Origin of the sequence: Enterobacter sp. N18-03635 (assembly GCF_004006055.1) — a bacterium.
GTDB classification, from domain to species: Bacteria; Pseudomonadota; Gammaproteobacteria; order Enterobacterales; family Enterobacteriaceae; genus Enterobacter; species Enterobacter vonholyi.
This window is the reverse complement of the sequence record NZ_CP034769.1, coordinates 2,644,229-2,662,399: the sequence shown is the minus strand read 5'-3', so window position 1 is coordinate 2,662,399 and position 18,171 is coordinate 2,644,229. Positions and strand designations below refer to the sequence as shown.

General features: G+C 53.9%; 18 protein-coding genes. 12 read left to right on the top strand and 6 right to left on the bottom strand.

Going from position 1 to position 18,171, the window contains the following annotated elements; genetic code table 11:
• The first annotated feature begins 71 nt into the window (after window positions 1-71).
• The 9 genes from ELK40_RS13435 (at window position 72) to ELK40_RS13385 (ending at window position 8,772) form a co-directional block, all read left to right on the top strand.
• Window positions 72-512 (top strand): DcrB-related protein, encoded by a 441-nt coding sequence (locus ELK40_RS13435; RefSeq protein WP_127731355.1) that lies wholly within the window; start codon window positions 72-74, stop codon window positions 510-512.
• Window positions 513-515: 3 nt separating this feature from the next.
• Entirely contained in the window at window positions 516-4,994 is a 4,479-nt protein-coding gene (locus ELK40_RS13430; RefSeq protein ID WP_127731353.1) for an RHS repeat-associated core domain-containing protein, read from the top strand.
• A gap of 943 nt (window positions 4,995-5,937) precedes the next feature.
• Window positions 5,938-6,141, top strand: a complete 204-nt coding sequence (locus ELK40_RS13415; RefSeq protein ID WP_071881494.1) for an RHS domain-containing protein — start codon at window positions 5,938-5,940, stop codon at window positions 6,139-6,141.
• Window positions 6,142-6,158: 17 nt separating this feature from the next.
• Window positions 6,159-6,404, top strand: a complete 246-nt coding sequence (locus tag ELK40_RS13410; RefSeq protein ID WP_126304651.1) for a hypothetical protein — start codon at window positions 6,159-6,161, stop codon at window positions 6,402-6,404.
• Window positions 6,405-6,550: 146 nt separating this feature from the next.
• A complete protein-coding gene (locus ELK40_RS13405) occupies window positions 6,551-7,033 on the top strand; it encodes a hypothetical protein (RefSeq protein ID WP_070533130.1) in 483 nt (160 codons plus the stop codon).
• A gap of 26 nt (window positions 7,034-7,059) precedes the next feature.
• Window positions 7,060-7,536, top strand: coding sequence for a hypothetical protein (locus ELK40_RS13400; protein ID WP_127731351.1), 477 nt, complete (start codon window positions 7,060-7,062; stop codon window positions 7,534-7,536).
• An 81-nt stretch (window positions 7,537-7,617) separates the two neighbouring features.
• Window positions 7,618-7,998, top strand: coding sequence for a hypothetical protein (locus ELK40_RS13395; RefSeq protein ID WP_127731349.1), 381 nt, complete (start codon window positions 7,618-7,620; stop codon window positions 7,996-7,998).
• A 93-nt stretch (window positions 7,999-8,091) separates the two neighbouring features.
• On the top strand, window positions 8,092-8,379 hold the full coding sequence (locus ELK40_RS13390; RefSeq protein WP_244599386.1) for a hypothetical protein: 288 nt from the start codon (window positions 8,092-8,094) through the stop codon (window positions 8,377-8,379).
• A gap of 99 nt (window positions 8,380-8,478) precedes the next feature.
• Complete coding sequence (locus tag ELK40_RS13385) at window positions 8,479-8,772, top strand: YciI family protein (protein ID WP_127731347.1); 294 nt, start codon at window positions 8,479-8,481, stop codon at window positions 8,770-8,772.
• A 52-nt stretch (window positions 8,773-8,824) separates the two neighbouring features.
• Here ELK40_RS13385 and ychF read toward each other — a convergent pair whose 3' ends face one another.
• Together ychF and pth are read right to left on the bottom strand one after the other, a co-directional pair.
• Window positions 8,825-9,919 (bottom strand): redox-regulated ATPase YchF, encoded by a 1,095-nt coding sequence (ychF, locus tag ELK40_RS13380; RefSeq protein ID WP_127731345.1) that lies wholly within the window; start codon window positions 9,917-9,919, stop codon window positions 8,825-8,827.
• Window positions 9,920-10,045: 126 nt separating this feature from the next.
• Complete coding sequence (pth, locus tag ELK40_RS13375) at window positions 10,046-10,630, bottom strand: aminoacyl-tRNA hydrolase (RefSeq protein WP_023336005.1); 585 nt, start codon at window positions 10,628-10,630, stop codon at window positions 10,046-10,048.
• A 274-nt stretch (window positions 10,631-10,904) separates the two neighbouring features.
• Here pth and ychH point away from each other — a divergent pair, with 274 nt between their 5' ends.
• Both ychH and ELK40_RS13365 read left to right on the top strand, forming a co-directional pair.
• Complete coding sequence (gene ychH / locus ELK40_RS13370) at window positions 10,905-11,180, top strand: stress-induced protein YchH (protein ID WP_111965910.1); 276 nt, start codon at window positions 10,905-10,907, stop codon at window positions 11,178-11,180.
• Window positions 11,181-11,301: 121 nt separating this feature from the next.
• Entirely contained in the window at window positions 11,302-12,360 is a 1,059-nt protein-coding gene (locus ELK40_RS13365; protein WP_127731343.1) for a MerR family transcriptional regulator, read from the top strand.
• Here the strand turns inward: ELK40_RS13365 and dauA are convergent.
• The 4 genes from dauA to lolB all read right to left on the bottom strand — a co-directional run bounded on the left by dauA (window position 12,346) and on the right by lolB (window position 16,700).
• A complete protein-coding gene (gene dauA, locus ELK40_RS13360; protein WP_115875494.1) occupies window positions 12,346-14,025 on the bottom strand; it encodes a C4-dicarboxylic acid transporter DauA in 1,680 nt (559 codons plus the stop codon). The genes ELK40_RS13365 and dauA overlap by 15 nt on opposite strands.
• A 124-nt stretch (window positions 14,026-14,149) precedes the next feature.
• Window positions 14,150-15,097: a ribose-phosphate diphosphokinase gene (prs, locus tag ELK40_RS13355; RefSeq protein ID WP_003856663.1), complete on the bottom strand. Its 948-nt coding sequence runs from the start codon at window positions 15,095-15,097 to the stop codon at window positions 14,150-14,152.
• A 125-nt stretch (window positions 15,098-15,222) separates the two neighbouring features.
• Entirely contained in the window at window positions 15,223-16,092 is an 870-nt protein-coding gene (gene ispE / locus ELK40_RS13350) for a 4-(cytidine 5'-diphospho)-2-C-methyl-D-erythritol kinase (RefSeq protein ID WP_111965913.1), read from the bottom strand.
• The gene (gene lolB / locus ELK40_RS13345) at window positions 16,089-16,700 is read right to left on the bottom strand and encodes a lipoprotein insertase outer membrane protein LolB (RefSeq protein ID WP_127731341.1); all 612 of its coding nucleotides are present in this window, start codon (window positions 16,698-16,700) and stop codon (window positions 16,089-16,091) included. The genes ispE and lolB overlap by 4 nt, the downstream gene beginning before the upstream one ends.
• A 201-nt stretch (window positions 16,701-16,901) precedes the next feature.
• Here lolB and hemA point away from each other — a divergent pair, with 201 nt between their 5' ends.
• Window positions 16,902-18,158 carry a glutamyl-tRNA reductase gene (gene hemA, locus ELK40_RS13340; protein WP_024907067.1) on the top strand — a complete coding sequence of 419 codons (1,257 nt, stop codon included), beginning with the start codon at window positions 16,902-16,904 and terminating at the stop codon, window positions 18,156-18,158.
• The last annotated feature ends 13 nt before the right edge of the window (window positions 18,159-18,171 follow it).

Here is an 18,171-nt window from a genome sequence, read left to right as displayed (position 1 = left end):
ACAGCCAGCCAAAAGGCCAGCATGGATTGGCCTTCTTGTTTCTCTCAATATCAATCATCCCGAGTTCACTTATGAAATACACCCTCCAGGAAGGTTCGTTTTCCCTTTTTCCTGCTGCCTGGCAGGATAACAGCATGAACATTATTCGCGATGACGAAAGCGGGCTGTCCGTGGTGGTCAGCCGCGGCGTGATCCCCGATGGCAGCGACTATGAACATGAGTTCCACCGCCAGTGGGATGTACTGCGTCCTCAGATGGGTGAGATCGCCCAGAGCGAATTTAGGAACGTAAAGGCCGGGCCTGACGGCAACATTAACGGGCTGGAAGTTGAGACCACGTTTGACCGTAACGGGCAGCGCCTGTGGCAAAAACAGCTGGCCGTGCAGACGCCGGGCAAACCGGTATTGATGATTTTTACCCTCTCGGCACTCAGAGCCTTTACCGAAGAGGACGAGGTGCGCTGGAGCGCGCTTAAGCAGAGTCTGACGCTAAACGACAACCGGAATGTGTAAGGCATGAGCGATAACAACGCGGCCCGTAAGGGCGACGAGATTATTCACTCCAGCATTTTTGCTGACATCACCAGCATTGTGGCGGAAGGTGCCGCCTATGCGGTGATCGGCGCGGCGGTAGGCGCAGCAGCAACCGTAGCGGCGCCATTGCTGGGGGCGGGGGCAGCAGCTGCAGGCGTGGCAGCAATTGGATCCAGCTGTCTGTTAAGCGGCATCATTGGCGGCGTGCTGGCGAACGTCGCGGGGATCACCGACGATATCAGCAACGCCGCTGAGGAGTTAGGTAATGCGCTTTTCCCGCCGTCGCCTGCGGGTAAAATCACGACCGGTTCCAGTAACGTTCTCACCAACGCAATCCCCGCCGCACGCGCGGCGGGCACGCTGACGCCCGCAGATACTCCTTCACCTGAGCCGCAGTCGCCGGGCAGCTTTGCCGATTACGCGGGCATGCTGCTTTCTGCCGCCGGACAGTTTGGCAGCGAAATGTGGCAGCCGAGCGTGGCCTCTGCCGCTGCCGGAACCTCGCCGCTGGAAGAAGACAAGGTGGCGTGCGAAAAGCACTCCGGGCCGCAGTATCTGGCGGAAGGCTCTAAAAGCGTCTTCATCAACGGGCAGCCCGCGGTGCGTGCGAAAGATCGCACCACCTGCGAAGGTACCGTGTCCGACGATGTTTCCCCGAACGTAATCATCGGCGGGGATACGCTCACGGTTCGCGATATCAAAAGCGGTAAAACGCCGGGTCTGGCGCTGGGGATGATTGCGCTCTCCCTGCTGCGCGGGCGTCCGGGCAAGATCCTGAAAAACATGCCCTGCGCGCTGGCCGCGGCCGGCGGCGGGATGCTGGCCGATATGGCGGTCAACGCCGTGTTCGGCTCCTCGCACCCGGTTCACGCCGCTACCGGCGTGAAGGTGCTGAACGACGACGACGAACTCGACTTCTCGCTGCCGGGGCGCTTCCCGCTTCGCTGGCAGCGCAGCTACAACAGCCTGACCACCCGCGAAGGGCTGTTTGGTCTGGGCTGGGCAACCACTTTTGACAGCTACCTGGCGCTGGAAGAAGACAACGCGACCTGGTTCGACGAAACCGGGCGCGAGCTGAGCTTCGAGCTGCCGCCGGTTAACCGGGCATTTTACAGCATCAGCGAAGGCATTATTATCCGCCGCAACGAGAGCGGCGACGTGGCGATTGCTGACGATGACGGCGCGGTGTGGCGTCTGTATAAACCAACCCGGGCGAACCCCTCCATCCTGCGTCTGGCCTCCCTCAGCGACGAATACGGCAACGCGCTGCTGACGGAGTGGGACGAGCACGGCAGGCTGACTGGTATTCACGACGAGCCACGGGCAATCGACGTCACCCTGCGCTATGAAGATGAACGTTTCCCGCAGCGCGTGACCGCAGCTAGCCATTTCGACGGCAACCAGACCTGGCCGCTGATGCAGTGGGGCTACGACGCGCGCGGCCAGCTGGCGAGCGCGACGGATGCCTCCGGCGTGGTGACGCGTGAATACCGTTACAACGACCACGGCCTGATGGTCTGGCACCGGATGCCGGGCGGTCTGGAGAGCGAATACCGGTGGCAAAAATTCGACCACTGGCGCGTGGTGGAAAACCGCACCAGCACCGGCGACGGGTGCCGCTTTAGCTACGATTTAGCCGCCGGGCTGACGACCGTCGAGCACTACGACGGCCAGACGCGCCGCCACTACTGGAACGCGCAGAATCTGATCGTCCGCTACGTTGACGAGCGCGGTGAAAACTGGCGCTACGAGTGGGACGAGAACGAGCTTCTGACGCGCCGCATCGATCCGCTCGGCAATGCCGTTACCTTCGTCTACGACGAAATGGGCAACCGGGTTCAGGAGATCGACGCCGACGGCAATACCCGCACCACCACCTGGCTGGAGCACCGCGCGCTTCCTGCGGCCATTATTGAAGCCGACGGCAGCGCCACCCGGTTCTGGTACGACGAACATCACGGGCTCAAGCGCGTGGTGGACCCGATGGGGCAGACGACGCAGCTGCGCCGGGACGAGTTCGGTCAGGTCGTTGAAGAGGTCGATGCCGCCGGAAACAGCCGCTACCAGGAGTACAACGAGGCCGGGCAGATCGTACGTTCGACCGACTGTTCCGGGCGTATTACCCGCTATCGCTATCATCCGCTAGGCTGGCTGGAGGCTGAGACTGGCGCCGACGGGGAAGAGACGCGCTACCGCTACGACGCCGCAGGGCGTCCGGTGCAGCTCGATCGCCCGGAAGGCTGGACGGAATCGCTCAAATGGAACGAACGCGGTCTGCCGGTGAAGCATGCGGGCGCCGACGGGAAAGAAAGTGAGTTCAGATACGACGAGGCGGGGCGCTTAACCGCCACCCGTAATACTCAGGGTGAAGAGGTGCGCCGCCGCTGGGACAGCCGCGGGCGTCTGATTGCCATGGAAAACGAGAACGGCGAAGCGTATCAGTTCCGCTGGGGGCCAGACTCGCTGCTGCTGGAAGAGGTGGGGCTCGATGGCGTGGCCTCGCAGTATCGCTATGATGCCTGCGGGCGCACGATTGCGCGCACCTTTGCCGCCGGTCATCCGGAGGCCATCACCCACGCCTTCGCCTGGAGCGCGAGCGGCCAGCTGGTCGCCCGCACCACGCCGGAGGGGCAGACCCGCTACCACTACACGCCGTCCGGGCTTTTAAGCCGGATTGGGCTGCATCCTGCACTTGCAGCCGACGCGTGGACCACCGAGGCAGAGCAGGAGCTTGCCTTTGAGTATGACGCGCTCGGTCGCGTGACGCGCGAAGCGGGCGAGCACGGCGAGCTGGCGTGGGAGTATGACACGCTGGGCAACCGCACCTCCGTCACGCTGCCCGATGGTCGCGAGCTCAAGCAGTTTTACTACGGCAGCGGGCATCTGCTCAGCATTGCTCTCGATAAGCTGTCGGTCTCCGACTTTACCCGCGACGAACTCCACCGGGAGACCGGCCGCACCCAGGGGCTGCTGACCACCCGCAGCGAATACGATCGTCTTGGCCGACTGCATCGCCGGGACGTCTTTACCGGTAATGCCCAGCGTCCGTCGCCGCGCCGCTGGTCCCGCCGCTGGGACTACGACTATCGCAATAACCTGGTGCGGGAAGAGCGGGACGATAACCCGTTCAACTGGTACCGCTGGCAGTACGACAGCGCCGGGCGCCTGCTCGTTCAGGACGGCACGCTGCCCGGCCAGGAGCAGTGGCGCTGGGATGCTGCCGGTAACCCGCTGGAAGGATCTGCTGAGAAGGTCACGCACAACCGCCTGACGCAGCTGAACGGCATTCGCTGGCGGTATGATATCCACGGCCGCACCGTGGAGAAGGATAACGGCCAGACGCGCTGGCACTACCGCTACGACGGCGAACATCGCCTGACGGAAGTCATCAGCCAGCCGCGGGATCGCAACAAGCCGCAGACGCAGGTCAGCTTCCGCTACGATCCGCTCGGGCGACGCATCAGTAAAACGCGACGCCAGATGCTGGGCGGACAGCCAACCGGCAAGCCGGTCACCACCCGGTTTGTCTGGGAAGGGTTCCGCCTGCTGCAGGAGGTGCACGGAGATGTGCCGCTGACCTACGTCTACAGCGACCAGGACAGCTACGACCCGCTGGCGCGTATTGACGGTGTGGAAGCGCCGGAGATTTTCTGGTTCCACTGCCAGCCGAACGGCACGCCGGAGCGTATGACGGATGTCGAAGGGCAGGTGCGCTGGGAAGGAGTGAACAGCGCCTGGGGTAAGCTGCTGCGTGAAAGCGAGACGCAGGCATCAGGATATTCCCAGAACCTGCGCATGCAGGGGCAATACCTGGACCGTGAGACAGGGCTGCACTACAATCTGTTCCGGTATTACGACCCGGACTGCGGAAGGTTTACGCAGCAGGACCCGATAGGGCTGGCGGGGGGGATAAACCTTTACCAGTATGCGCCGAATGCGCTGGGGTGGGTGGATCCGTGGGGGTTGAGTCGTGAGTGTAGCGGTAAAACGAAACCTGATTTCTACGTCGGTCCAGCGGGGCCAAGCGCTACAATGCCTTCTACAGCCTATCGCTATATGAGGTATCTTGAGGATGACGGTACTATTAATGTATGGGTGCCTAAAACATTTGAATCCAAATCCGCACCAGTCACTTATTTTGGTTTTGATAAATTAGACTCCGGCCGCACAGTAAGAGATGCATTCCAGATCAAAGGAGCAGATAAATTGAATCCACTTGATCCTTTGGATAAATCATGGAGTGATGGACGTCTTAGAGCTGAGTTTGATACGCTTCAATTATATGAAAATGGTGTTCCGCAAGTGCGAACCCCGAGAATGTTCGGCGATAGACCAGGAGCGCCACTTGAACCGTTTACTAAGGCATACCCTGAATACGGCCAAGGTAATGTTCAACAGCTGCATGCTGAAAATAGAGTTATTAATTTCGACAAGATTGATATTCTGCCAGAGGAACCATGATAAATTTACAATCTTATAATGAAGTGTTAGATTTCCTGGAGCTGTTTTTTCAAAAATATATTCTTGATTCTAATTGTTTGCAGGATATGCAATCTATTTTAGATGATTGTCGAAAAGAAAAAATGGTGGCTATTCGAGCTATAGACTCATGTTTTATGGAATATAGGCGAAAGACTCAAGATTATAGAGTCCCTACTCATGAGGAACAGGAGGTATGGAAACAGTTGTTCAATATATGGCAGTAAAATATTAAATAAAAATGGCTGGGTGGGTTTTTACTTAATATCCCGTATTATTTTGCTAAGGTTATGCTATTACCATCGGTGTCAGGAGGTAATCTGTTTTTTTCGAATGTGTTATTAAAATTCAGGAGTAAAATGAATGACAGTGGAAAAGTTACGAAAGAATCTTGTTTTTTTTAATAAAAAAATATGTTCGGGAAAGTCAACGGGAAGCATTTTATGATGACATATCAAAGTCTGATGTGCCAGTGAAAGGTATTTTAGCTGACTTTAATAAAGTCAAAACAAGAACCGTTGATGAAGCGGATGGAGATTTGATACGTGATATTTACTTTTATTTTTGCTAACTAATAGTTATACGGGGAATTGATTTTTTCAGGTTGTTTATTATGTTTGTTTTTTTAGTTTTTTTATGGGAGGTGAGTAGGTTGATGCATGGGGAAGGGTAAATGACTCTTGAGTCGTCCCAATCCTTACCCTCCCCTATGAGGGACATTAGAAATATATTAATTACAGATTTTATTTTATATATCACGCATTATGCTGATTTCCTTGTTTTAACTTTATTCAAAACCTGTTCGCCGCTGATGATAATCCGTTCGAAGGGCGATTGAGAAAATTACCCATAACCGCCTGCTGCAGGAGGTGCACGGGGACGTGCCGATGACCTAAGTATACTGCGACCAGACAGTGATGACCCGTTGGCACATGCTGACGACGTTAATGCCCCAGAGATCTTCTGGTTCCACTGCCAGCCCAACGGCACGCCAGAGCGGATAATGGATATCGAAGGGCAGAAGCGCTGGGAAGGGGCGAACGGAGCCTGCGTAAGCTACTGCTGGAAAGCGAGACGCAGATATCCGAGTATCTCCAGAATTGGATGTGCCAAACAAACCAGTGTATGAAATCAGGGATGCCTATCATGAATTACGATTCATATAATGAAGTACTTGATTATCTGAGGTTTTTTTTCAACGAAAGAGTGGATTCATCAATTTATTTAGAAAAACTAATGACTTTGATTGAAGGATCTCGCACTGAAAAAACGGTGATAATAAGAGCAATTTATGAAACGTACATGCAGTATGTAAAACAAAGTAGTGATGGCATAAAAATTAACGCTGAGGAAAAAGAAATGTGGATTGACTTATTGCACCATTGGCAATAAGACTTTATTGTTATGCGGGTGTCATTGTAAATGGTTATAATAAATATAATTTGTACGCGGAAAATGCTCCTCATATGGATGTTCTCATGTTGAGTCGATTATATTATTAAGAACTTGTCAGACAATAAAAAGTCAATTAGGACAAAATGATTGAATTAAAATTTAAACCGATTACAGGTGAACTAAATCTTGATGATCTGCCTTTGGAAATTGATACTGAAGAAGGCTTTTGTAAGTGTGATTTATACCGCGAATTAGTAAAGCACAAAGCCGTTAAGAAAACCATGCCAAATCACTACCTTGTTGACTCAGCAGTGTTTTCCGATAAAGAATTTCAAGTTACTATACGCCCAGTGTGCTATGGTTTTCCTTTTATGCTTCATCTTGTTGATAAAAACAGTCAATACTATAAAGCATTAAATGATTGGAATGCTCGAACTAATATTCACATACTAAATGAATCAGTAAAAAGTTTGTCTGATTGGCTGAAAGAATCACTAAACCTGGACACGCCTGATACCATGGAAACAGACATCATTAGGTGGAACTTTGCGTGGGGGCGGGTTTCAGTCTCATATGAGACAAAGTCGTTTAATCATGGGATATATATAGTTTGGAATATAACGTAGTCACTTCCAGACAAGGTTGTTTAGATATGTTAGAAATGAAACTTGATGTTCATACTGGATTTGTAGCAATTAACAACTACCCAATCGAATTAAAAGATGTTGATACTTTTAAAAATTCCGCATTTTACAAGTTCTTCTCGCCATTGACTAAAATAGGTCCTTTTTATTTCGCTATCGATAATATTAAATGGAAAGATCAAGTTTTCATTTTGGAACTGAGGCCCTCAGCATTTTCTTTTACTCCATCATTATTCCTTACTAGTAAGGATGGAAATTTTTATAAAACGCTAGAGGATTGGGATAAAAGGGCTAGTCTGAGTAATTTATCGGATGAGCAGCAACGCTTGACAGCCTGGGTTGAGAGTGAAATAACCTCAAAGCCTAAACTTAAAATTACAACCCCCCCATATGGAATTCAATGGGAGCATGAATGGGGAAGTATTGTTGTACAGTCTAATGAAAAAAGCTTCGATTGTGGTATTTATATCGAATGGAATGTTTGATTAAACAATGTTATTAATTAATAAAACCCCTCATTTTCTTCTCGCATTACTTTTTTATTAATAAAGTTAAAATCTAAAAAAATGAAAATAACTAATCGACTGAAAAATAAGATATTAGTCCTGGATGGCATTGATAATGACTTTATAGATTATGGCGCAAAAATAGCATGCCCTGAATGCGAGGGTGTAATAGTCTATTCCATCGTAAACTCATATGAGTTTGACTCGCTCTCTGAAGAGGTAAAATACTTTTTGGTTAAGAAAATGAGAGGAGTGAAGCTTGTTAGCGATCATAATGAATTTAGCTATGATGAAAGCCAATTACATGTTTCGAAAAAAGCATGTTCAAATTGTTTAAAAGAATTTACTACTGTATTAACGTATAAAGAAGTGCAGCCAGCCCGATACCGGGTATATCTTGTGGGGCTTTTTGAAGGTAATTTGAAACAGATCAAACTTTAAACGTTGAGGTTTACCAATGATTAAAAATCTCATTTTTTTAAAGAAAATGACCTGGTTCAATGGGTATGTGGTGCAAGTAACATACTGGTTAGTATGCCGTTTTTAGACTATGCAATGGTCGACTCAACTCGCCAGTTAGTCTTTACGTTAAGCGAGCCAAAGCCATTACCAACCGTTTTGACCATCTTCAATGCGCAGGGCGAAAAACTATTTTGGTCTGCACCTCCTGAAGGCGCATTTTTCTATTACTTAACTTTCAACCTGTCAAAGGAAGTGGTTGTGGTCTGTAGCTATGCGGAAAAGCAAAACGGCTGGCATGAGTGGTTTTATTCCTGGGATATGAAGCGTAATGCTTTGTCTCAATTGGGCCCAGCGTATTAACATCAAAAGCGCCAAAAAACGATAACAATAACCGGTAGCCAAAGAGGGCCGAATAAGCAGTTCCAACAAGCGGTTTAAAACAGAGCTAAGAGGCAAAGGATGAGTACGGTTTACATTGTCATATTGACCTATATCAAACCCCTTGAAGAGGTTGACGCAGCGATACCTGCTCATGTGGAGTGGCTAAAAAAGGGGTATGCAGAGGGGATTTTCCTGGCGTCCGGTAGACGGATCCCAAGAAATGGCGGTGTCATTCTCGCTAAGTGCGAGAGTCTTACCTCTCTTGAAGAGTGCTTACGCGAGGATCCTTTTCAGACGTTAAAGCTTGCGACTGTTGAAATCATTCCCTTTGAACCCAGCATGAAAACAGAACTCCTGGAAAATGTGTTTTAACCCCGCAATAAAAATCCACGCCAAAGCGTGGATTTTTTTCATTCAAGACAACTCAAACGTTAAACAGGAAGTTCATCACATCGCCATCTTTAACGATGTAATCTTTCCCTTCCGCACGCATCTTGCCTGCTTCTTTCGCGCCTTGCTCACCCTTGTAGGTGATGAAGTCTTCAAACGCGATAGTCTGCGCACGAATAAAGCCTTTCTCGAAGTCGGTATGGATCTTACCGGCCGCCTGAGGCGCAGTCGCACCCACAGGGATGGTCCAGGCACGCACTTCCTTCACGCCAGCGGTGAAGTAGGTCTGCAGGTTCAGCAGCTCATAGCCTGCGCGGATCACGCGGTTCAGGCCCGGCTCTTCCAGACCCAGCTCGGCCATGAACTCTTCACGGTCAGCATCGTCCAGCTCGGCGATGTCGGATTCAACGGCAGCGCACACGGCAACAACCACAGAACCTTCCGCCGCGGCGATTTCACGCACTTTTTCGAGGTAAGGGTTGTTCTCGAAACCGTCTTCGTTAACGTTGGCGATGTACATGGTTGGCTTCAGTGTCAGGAAGCTCAGGTATTTGATCGCCGCCTTGTCTTCGTCAGTCAGGTTTTTCAGCGCGCGCAGCATGCCGGCGTTTTCCAGCTGTGGCAGACATTTTTCCAGCGCAGCCAGTTCCGCTTTCGCGTCCTTGTCGCCGCCTTTAGCTTTCTTCTGCACGCGGTGAATCGCGCGTTCGCAGGTGTCGAGGTCAGAGAGCGCAAGCTCGGTGTTGATAACGTCGATGTCGTCAGCCGGATCCACTTTGTTGTTAACGTGGATGATGTTGTCGTTCTCGAAGCAGCGCACAACGTGGCCGATCGCTTCGGTTTCACGAATGTTGGTCAGGAACTGGTTGCCCAGGCCTTCACCTTTGGATGCGCCTTTTACCAGGCCCGCGATGTCCACGAATTCCATGGTGGTTGGCAGAATGCGCTGCGGCTTAACGATTTCCGCGAGCTGGTCCAGACGCGGGTCCGGCATTGGCACCACGCCGGTGTTAGGTTCGATGGTACAGAACGGGAAGTTCGCCGCTTCGATACCCGCTTTGGTAAGCGCGTTAAACAGGGTGGATTTGCCCACGTTTGGCAGACCGACGATACCGCATTTGAATCCCATTTCTAAATCACCTTAATATCTTGATAATCAATCCGTTAGTTATAACCGATTGATGAAAAGTAAATAACTACGCCTATTATACACGTAACCCGCATGACGCGCGGTAAAAAAGCCGTATCGGGCGGATTATTGCGCTTTAAAAGCGTGCAAGCGGTTTGTCGCTTTGGTTAAGCCGTCTTTCAGCCAGATTTCAGTGCAGCGCGCCGCTTCGTCTACCGCCTCGTCAATCAGTTTCTGTTCGGAAACCGGGGGCTTACCGAGCACGAAACCGACAACTTTGTTTTTATCGCCCGGATGGCCGATTCCCACGCGCAAACGGTGGAAATTCGGGTTATTGCCCAGCTTGCTGATGATGTCTTTAAGACCGTTGTGGCCGCCGTGGCCGCCGCCCAGCTTGAATTTCGCCACACCAGGGGGGAGATCCAGCTCATCGTGGGCGACCAGAATTTCATCCGGATTGATGCGATAAAACGTTGCCATCGCCGCCACCGCTTTACCGCTCAGGTTCATAAACGTGGTGGGTACCAACAGGCGAACGTCCGCGCCTGCAAGGTTGATACGTGAGGTATACCCGAAGAATTTAGGTTCTTCACGCAGGGGAGCACGTAACCGCTCGGCCAGCAGATCGACGTACCATGCACCGGCATTATGGCGGGTAGCCGCATACTCTGCGCCCGGGTTGGCGAGGCCGACAATCAGTTTAATCGTCACGATTCAATTCCTAATGGGTTCCAGATCTGGCGCGTAGTTTACTGTCTGGCGCGCCGCTTGACAAAATTCTGCGAACTTCTCGGCGAAATACGAATAATTTCTGATTTGAACAATTAGAATTTCAAGCTGTTCAAAGTCTTATTTGTAAACTTTTGTTTGGGAGTTATCTGTAATTGTGATCATTCACGCAACTCATAAAAGGGGCGTTGTCTATACTTTACACACAAGGATTAGGGGCTTTTCCCCTGACAACCCAAAGTTCCGGAGGTGACACATGAAACGCAAAAACGCTTCGTTACTCGGTAACGTGCTGATGGGGTTGGGGCTGTTCGTGATGGTAGGCGGCGTGGGTTATTCCATTTTGAACCAATTGCCGCAGCTTGATCTCCCGCAATACTTCGCCCATGGCGCGATACTGAGCATCTTCCTCGGTGCGGTATTGTGGCTCGCCGGGGCGCGCATGAGCGGACATGAGGAAGTGTGCGATAAATACTGGTGGGTGCGCCACTACGACAAACGCTGTCGTCGCGACCAGCATAAGCACAGCTAGTGCTGCGATAAAGAACACCGAAACGGCTCCCGAGGGAGTCGTTTTTTTTTGCATCAGGGGTTGACCCTCACGTAACGTAAGGCTCCAGAGTGGCGCTACTGGCAAAGAAAAAGGAGCAGTTATGTTGATTCAGGTGGGTGAGCTGGCGAAACGTGCCGGGATCACCGTGCGGACATTGCACCACTATGAGCAAACAGGGTTGTTGCTGCCTTCTGCCAGAAGCGCGGCAGGTTACCGGCTTTACAACCTGGCGGATGTCCAGCGTCTGCACATGATCCAGGCGCTGGCAAAAGCGGGGCTGGAACTTGCTGAAATCAGGGATTTCCTGGAGCAGGAGTCGCTGTCGTTAACTGAGTTACTCGATGCGCAAATCACGCTGCTGGATAAACAGCTGCGCAGCATACATACGCTGCGCGACCGGCTGGTGGAGCTGCGAGCCGGGCTTCTCGACGATGCGACGCCTGATCTGGAATCCTGGCTACAGACTCTGGAGTTAATGAATATGTACGATCGCTGGTTTAGCAAAGAAGAGTTACAGCAGCTGCCGTTTGCGGTGCAGAAGGATGCGCTGGCGGCTATCTGGTCAGGGCTGGTTGCAGAGGCCAACACGCTGCTGGAGCAGCGCATACCCGCTACGGACGCGCGGGCGATGGATCTGGCGACGCGCTGGATGGAACGCCTGGAGCAGGACACGGCGGGCAAGCCGGAGTTTCTCACCCGGCTGAACGAGATGCACAGCGTTGAACCGCAGATGCAGGCGCAGACCGGCATCACGCCGGAGATGACCGATTACATTACGCGGGCGTTTGCCGAGTCGAAGCTGATTATCTGGGAGAAATATCTTTCTGCCGAGGAGATGGCCTTTACCCGGAAGCACTATTTTGACCGTATGATGGAGTGGCCGCCGCTGGTGGCGAAACTGCATCAGGCGCAGCGGGAAAATACCGATCCTGCCTCGGAGGAGGCGCAAAAGCTGGCTGAAAACTGGCTGGCATTGTTCCAGTCTTACGCGGGCACCAGCCCGGAAACTCAGCAAAAGTTTCGCGCTGCCATGCAGCAGGAGCCGCACCTGATGAAAGGAACCTGGATGACGCCTGCCGTGCTTGCATGGCTCCAGCAGGCGATCGGAGTGATGATGCAGAGACGTTTCTCTGCATCAGATAACTCACATATCCGCTAGCGCGGCTTCACGGTTAGGATAGAAGGAGAGTCGGCCAGGGATAGGCTGCACGCCCGCGCGCGCCATGGTGCGCAGAGGTTGGAATTCCAGGTTACTCACCCGCAGCTCGCAGCCTTCCGGCAGACGTGTCACAAAGCGCTGGAAGGCATCCAGGCCGCCTGCATCCAGCACCGGTACGGCATCCCATTTCAGCACCACAACCCGTTTGCCCGCGATGCGGGACTCCAGATCGCTGAACAGACCTTCCGCCGCGGCGAAGAACAGCGGGCCAATCACGCGCAGCACCAGCACATCGTCAGGCACCTCGACGTTTACCGGGGAAAGGCGCGTCATCTGCGCGATACGGCGCATAAACAGCAGGGAAGCCAGCACGATCCCGACGCTGATGGCGATAACCATATCGAACAGTACGGTCAGCGACATGCAGATCAGCATCACGATGATGTCGTCTTTCGGCGCGCGGCGCAGCAGGTTCACGACCTTATGCGCCTCGCTCATGTTCCAGGCCACCATCAGCAGCAGGGCGGCCATGGCGGAAAGCGGTAGCCAGGAGAGCAGCGGGGCAAGGATCAGCAGGGCAAGGATCACCAGCACGGAGTGGATAACCGCCGAAACAGGTGACGTTGCACCCGCGCGCACGTTGGCCGCAGAGCGGGCGATGGCTGCCGTTGCGGTAATACCGCCAAAGAACGGCGCGACGAGGTTCCCCAAACCCTGACCGACCAGTTCGCTGTTAGCTTTGTGCTTGGTGCCGGTCATGCCGTCCAGAACGACGGCGCAGAGCAGGGATTCAATCGCTCCCAGCATCGCCATCGAGAACGCGGCGGGAAGCAGGGCGCGCAGGGAATCCCAGCTTAGGGTAAAGCTGGAGCCGGGCATGTCCCACGGCAGCACCAGCTGCGGTAGCAGTTGCGGAATGCCGCTACCCTGTGAACCGTCCGCCAGAACATAGTGGAACTGCGAGCCGATAGTCGCGACGTGAACACCGAACATATTGACGATGGCCATCACCGCGCAGCCCAGCAGCAGCGCGGGCAGGTGACCCGGCAGACGGATCCCCAGACGAGGCCAGACGATCAGCGTGCCCAGCGTCACAATCCCGATGGCGGCGTCGCCCAGGTTAGCAGTCGGCAGCGCCATAAACAGCGCCCCCACTTTTTGCAGGTAGTGCTCCGGTACGTGGGGCATCTGCAGGCCGAGGAAATCCTTAATCTGCATGGTTCCGATGGTGATACCAATCCCCGAGGTAAACCCCAGCGTCACGGAAAGGGGAATGTACTCTATCAGGCGACCAAAGCGAGCCAGGCCAAACAGAATCAAAAAGACGCCGGACATCAGGGTGGCGACCAGCAGGCCTGCCAGACCAAACTGCTGCGAAACCGGGTAGAGGATCACCACAAAGGCGGCAGTCGGGCCGGAGACGCTGAAGCGCGAGCCGCCCGTCAGGGCAATGACGATCCCGGCAACGGCCGAGGTGTACAGACCGTACTGCGGCGCAACGCCGCTGCCAATTGCCAGCGCCATCGCCAGCGGGATGGCGATAATGCCGACGGTGATCCCGGCAATCAGGTCACGGACAAAGCGTGACGAGGTGTACTTCTCTTTCCAGCAGGCGTCGATGAGGGCGCGAAAGGGCAGAACATGTGAGGAGGCTACGTTTTTCACAATTATCTATCATCCGTATGCGCATCATCTGTCATATGAATGGCAGGTGAAGGAGGCATTAATCATACAAATAAAACCTGGAGACAAAAAAACCCGCCGCAGCGGGTTTTTCGGCCGTGTTCGATTAGTGTTCGAACATTGCAGAGATGGATTCTTCGTTGCTGATACGACGAATCGCTTCGGCCAGCATCCCGGACAGGGTCAGGGTACGCACGTTTGGCAGTGCCTTGATCTCGTCGCTCAGTGGGATGGTATCGCATACTACAACTTCGTCAATGACGGAGTTGCGCAGGTTGTTTACCGCATTACCGGAGAAGATCGGGTGAGTCGCGTAAGCGAACACGCGTTTGGCACCACGCTCTTTCAGCGCTTCAGCTGCTTTACACAGCGTACCGCCGGTATCGATCATGTCGTCGACCAGCACGCAGTCGCGGCCAGCCACGTCACCGATGATGTGCATCACCTGAGAAACGTTAGCGCGCGGACGACGTTTGTCGATGATCGCCATGTCGGTATCATTCAGCAGCTTAGCGATAGCACGGGCACGTACCACGCCGCCGATGTCCGGAGAAACCACGATTGGGTTATCCAGGTTCAGCTGCAGCATGTCTTCCAGCAGGATTGGGCTGCCGAATACGTTATCAACCGGGACGTCGAAGAAGCCCTGGATCTGCTCAGCGTGCAGGTCAACGGTCAGTACGCGGTCAACGCCGACGCTTGACAGGAAGTCAGCGACAACTTTAGCGGTAATTGGCACACGCGCGGAACGGACGCGACGGTCCTGACGTGCATAGCCGAAGTAAGGGATTACAGCAGTGATACGGCCTGCGGAAGCGCGACGCAGAGCGTCGACCATAACAACCAGTTCCATCAGGTTGTCGTTCGTTGGAGCACAGGTGGACTGGATGATGAAAATATCACCACCGCGTACATTTTCGTTAATTTGTACGCTGACTTCGCCGTCGCTAAAGCGACCTACGGCGGCGTCGCCGAGGGAAGTGTACAGGCGGTTGGCAATACGTTGTGCTAGTTCCGGGGTGGCGTTACCAGCAAAAAGCTTCATATCAGGCACGAGAAGAACCTCAGGCATGCGTCCAGTGGTGGATAGCGTTCGCCGTAAACTGTGCGGGCCAGGCAAAGGCTATCCAGGCGGTGTATTAAAGAGCGCGATGCAACGTCTGGAACAGGGTGACGTTGTCACCGAAACTCAGTCTGCGCCAGAATGGCCTGCTGTAGGGGGGAGGTGTTCATCCCACGTGCTACAAAACCATGCAGCCAAACCGGCGCTTGCTCAAGCACCTGACGAGCGGCGGATTCGGTGTCAAATTCAGCAAAGACACAGGCTCCTGTACCAGTCAGGCGCGACGGCGCGTATTCTAACAGCCAGGAAAGCACCGCATCAACCTCGCGAAAACGTTTTCTTGCGATATCCTCGCAATCGTTGCTGAATTCACAATTTAATAACGTTTCTATTGACCGAACCGGGGTATTCCTTTTCAGGTCAGGATCTTTAAAGATGACCGGGGTCGGAATGCTTACGCCAGGATGGGCAACCAGGTACCATTTTTCCGGCGGTTCTACAGGGGAGAGGATTTCCCCCACGCCTTCGGCAAAAGCCGCATGACCGCGCACAAATACCGGGACATCAGCCCCCAGCGTCAAGCCCAGTGCTGCCAGTTCATCCTTCGACAGCCCGCAGCCCCAGAGATGGTTCAGCGCAACCAGCACGGTTGCAGCGTTGGATGAGCCACCGCCCAGACCGCCGCCCATCGGCAGCCGCTTCTCGATACGGATTTCCGCGCCGCTTCCCGCGGGTAGACGGCCCGATTCCGCTGCGGCTTTCATCAGCAGACGCGCGGCGCGCACGATCAGGTTCTCCTCATGCGCCACGCCCTCGACCGGGGTCAGGAGGCAAATCTGCCCGTCCTGGCGCTGTTCAATGGAGATTGTGTCGCCATAGTCAATAAACTGAAACAGCGTCTGCAGCGTGTGATAGCCATCAGCGCGCTGGCCGGTAATGTATAAAAACAGATTTAGCTTTGCCGGAGAGGGCCAGTGGGTCATCATTTAACGATCCAGTTGTCCATTTTCAGCTTGATGCGCTGGCTTCCCTGAGTCAGTTCCATATTCGATGGCAGCGACGGTTTACTCTTACTGTCATAGGCGCTGTACACCACTTTCCAGGTTTTGCCGTTCTGGGTGTAGTTCACCTGGCTCAGACGGTACTGGTCGTCCAGGGTGTAGTCGCTGGCGTCACCCGGCAGGCCCAGGATCCACTGGCGCAGGCTGTTGAGCGGGATAGGCATCCCGGTCAGCTTGCCAATCATCTCTTCGGCATCGGGCGCGGTATAGTGCTGGCCTTTGTTATCGGTGATCTGCGCTTCGCCAGGTTTGGCGATAAGCTCCAGCTCGGTGCTGCCCAGCGGGTTCAGCAGCAGCAGGCGGTAGTTGTCCTGCCCCGTCTGCTGCCAGAAGAAGCGGGCATAAACCTTTTGTTCGTCAGAGAGATAAGCGAAAGCGCCGCGGGTCTGGTACTGGTTCAAATTACGGACGTCCTGCTGGTGCTGACGCCACTGCGGTGAATCAGGGCTTTTGCCCGGGCCTTTTGGTTGGGTGACGGTACAGGCGGTCAGAACCAGTGCTGCCAGCGGCAGCAGGCGAATCAGTCGGGTCATAATGAGGACAAATCCTTGAGATACGTTGCAGTTATGACTGTTAATGCTAGCGTCGAAGGGGGCTACCGTCTACGTTCAAATTATCTCAAAGCGCTGTGTAACCTATTACTCCGAAAGGGGGCTGTCTCTTTTATTGATCTCGCGCATCCTGTATGATGCGTTCTGCTAACCTTATTAACGCTGGTACTACTCCCGCTCAACATGACCCTATTAGCACTCGGTATCAACCACAAAACAGCCCCGGTTTCGCTGCGAGAACGCGTAACGTTTTCGCCGGATACGCTTGACCTGGCGCTGGACAGCCTGCTTGCACAGCCGATGGTGCAGGGTGGCGTGGTGCTCTCGACGTGCAACCGTACCGAGCTCTATTTAAGCGTGGAAGAGCAGGACAACCTGCACGAAGCGCTGATCCGCTGGCTATGCGACTACCACAATCTCAACGAAGACGAGCTGCGCAACAGCCTGTACTGGCATCAGGATAACGATGCCGTCAGCCATCTGATGCGCGTGGCCAGCGGTCTGGATTCGCTGGTGCTGGGCGAGCCGCAAATTCTCGGTCAGGTGAAAAAAGCGTTTGCCGACTCACAAAAAGGGCATCTGAAGGCCAGCGAGCTGGAGCGCATGTTCCAGAAGTCGTTCTCCGTGGCGAAGCGTGTGCGAACCGAAACCGACATTGGTGCCAGTGCGGTTTCTGTTGCTTTCGCGGCCTGCACCCTTGCACGCCAAATCTTTGAATCCCTTTCTACCGTCACCGTGATGCTGGTGGGCGCGGGCGAAACCATCGAACTTGTGGCGCGCCATCTGCGCGAGCATAAAGTGAAAAAGATGATCATCGCTAACCGCACCCGCGAACGCGCGCAGGTGCTGGCGGATGAAGTGGGGGCAGAGGTGGTTGCCCTGAGCGACATCGATGAACGCCTTAAAGAGGCGGACATTATCATCAGCTCTACCGCCAGCCCGCTGCCGATTATCGGAAAAGGGATGGTGGAGCGTGCGCTGAAGTCCCGTCGTAATCAGCCGATGCTGCTGGTGGATATCGCCGTCCCGCGCGATGTAGAGCCGGAAGTGGGCAAGCTGCCTAACGCCTACCTCTACAGCGTGGATGACCTGCAAAGCATCATTTCGCACAACCTTGCCCAGCGTAAAGCGGCGGCGGTTCAGGCGGAAACCATCGTTGAGCAGGAAACCAGTGAGTTTATGGCCTGGCTGCGCGCGCAAAGCGTCAGCGAGACCATCCGCGAGTATCGCGGACAGGCGGAGCAGGTGCGTGACGACCTGACTGCCAAAGCGTTAGCGGCCCTTGAACAGGGCGGTGACGCGCACGCAATTATGCAGGATCTGGCGTGGAAACTGACCAACCGCCTTATCCATGCACCAACCAAATCTCTTCAGCAGGCCGCCCGTGACGGGGATGATGAACGCCTGACTATTCTGCGCAACAGCCTCGGGCTGGAATAGCGCCCTATACCCA